The organism is Arthrobacter sp. Hiyo1, from assembly GCF_001263615.2.
Taxonomy (GTDB): domain Bacteria; phylum Actinomycetota; class Actinomycetes; order Actinomycetales; family Micrococcaceae; genus Arthrobacter.
Genome location: NZ_DF952468.1, coordinates 216482 through 218391 on the forward strand (window position 1 = coordinate 216482; position 1910 = coordinate 218391).

General features: G+C 65.3%; 2 protein-coding genes and 1 pseudogene. All 3 read left to right on the forward strand.

Going from position 1 to position 1910, the window contains the following annotated elements:
- Positions 1–66: 66 nt before the first annotated feature.
- Positions 67–459 carry a hypothetical protein gene (locus AHiyo1_RS25320; protein WP_059387309.1) on the forward strand — a complete coding sequence of 131 codons (393 nt, stop codon included), beginning with the start codon at positions 67–69 and terminating at the stop codon, positions 457–459.
- Positions 456–770: a transposase gene (locus AHiyo1_RS27795; RefSeq protein WP_340639280.1), complete on the forward strand. Its 315-nt coding sequence runs from the start codon at positions 456–458 to the stop codon at positions 768–770. Before AHiyo1_RS25320 ends, AHiyo1_RS27795 begins: the two co-directional genes overlap by 4 nt.
- 552 nt (positions 771–1322) lie before the next feature.
- Positions 1323–1910, forward strand: a pseudogene (locus AHiyo1_RS00895) (IS110 family transposase); the annotation flags it as partial.

Genomic DNA, 1910 nt, shown 5'->3' on the forward strand with positions numbered 1-1910 from the left:
GGAGCTGCGCGACCACCAAGCCAAGCTCGATCGCAGGGCCGCGTTGATCGCCGCAGGAAGAAGCCTATGGGCGCTCCGCCTGTCCCGACCGAGGAGCACTCCCGGATTATCCGGGCACGCCGTGTCGTCGCTGCAGCCCAAGCCGCCGCGGCCCGCGACGGACAAGCCCCGACGAGAAGCCTCCCCAAGGCCATCGCGAACACCACAGACCCGGAGTCGCGGGTGATGCCCACACGCCGGGGTTTCGTCCAGGGGTACAACGCGCAGGTCGCCGTCACTGCTGACCACGTCATCGCCGCCGTCAATGTGAACCAGCAGCCCAACGACATGCCCTCTTTCGTTCCCATGATGACCGCGGCCACCGACGCGCCGCGGGCCTCCATGCAAGCACCGGCTCACCCGAACACCAGATCGGGGTCATCCTGGCCGATGCCGGCTACTGCAGCAACAAGAACCTGAATGCACCAGGCCCCGACCGGATCATCGCCCTCGGCAAAGGCCGCGAACAGCATGCCCAGGCAGTCCGATCACCGGCATCCGGCCCGCCGCCAGCCGGCGCCAACGCGCGGGAAGTGATGGCCCACCGCCTCCGAACACCCGAAGGATCAGCAGCATACAAACGACGCGGCGCAACCGTCGAACCCAGCATCGGAACCCTCAAGACGATCCTGAGCAGATTCTCCCGCAGGGGCCTCGACGCAGCCCGAAGCGAGCTGAATCTCGCGGCCGCCGCCTACAACATCCGGAAGATCCACACGGCAACCGGCTGAGGCCCCGGCCTTGGGGCCCTTGGGCATACGCCGACCCCCGACCAGCAGTCCCCTCGTCACCGCCCGGGCTGGGACACACCATTCTGCGACAGGCTCTTTCAGCGGGAAAGGGGCACTTTGTCGGCGATTGCAGATAGGGTTGCTTCCGGGCCGATGGTGGCGAGGTGAAGTCACTCGGTCCAGGGGACCAGGAATCGTGCGGCAATGACAAAGATGTAAGCGACCGCGGCTATCGATATCAGGATTCGTGGCCAGCTGTGTCCGCGCAGGCCGTGGACCATCCACCTAAGCATTCGCATCCTCCCTGTGCCGCAGCAAGGTTGTATCAATTGAACGACATTACTTTATCCTAGGGCCCACATAGGGACGCCCTCGGCTTCAGGTCTGGGGCGCGGGGTGGAAGGGGCGCGTGGCTGCTCCGGCCTGCCGGCCCCGGCATGATTGACCCCCCCAGTCGTCAATGATCCGGGGGTGTTGTCACCGGGGCCTGGTAGGTGCCGGAGAGACCGCTAATAGAGGCAGGACAGGTTGGGATCGTCGTGCGTAACGTGGATGCCGGGCTCTGACACCGCGGACAGTCCAGCACAGATATCAGCTCCCGCGACTGGGAGGTACAGGTGATCGGAAACCACGAAAGCATCGATGTCTTCATTCGCCTGGACGTTGGCAAGGGCGAGCACCACGCCGTTGCCGTGGACCGGGCAAGTAAGAAGCTCTACGACAACGCGTTGCCCAACGACGGGGCCAGGCTGCGCGAAGTACTGGCCTCACTAAACAGGCACGGCAGCATCCTGCTCGTGGTTGACCAGCCCGCGACGATCGGTGCGTTGCCGGTCGCAGTTGCCTAGGCCGCCGGTGTCACCGTCGGATACCTGCCCGGACTGGCGATGCGCCGGATCGCGGACCTGCACCCCGGCGAGGCTAAAACCGACCTGTTGACGCGTTCATCATCGCCGAAGCGGCCCGGACCATGCCCCACACCCTGCGCTCAATCCAGATCGCCGACGAACAGCTCGCGGAACTGACCATGCTCTGCGGCTTCGACGACGACCTGGCCAAACAGGCCACCGCAACGTCGAACAGGATCCGCGGACTGCTCACCCAGATCCACCCGGCACTGGACTGTGTCCTCGGCCCGCG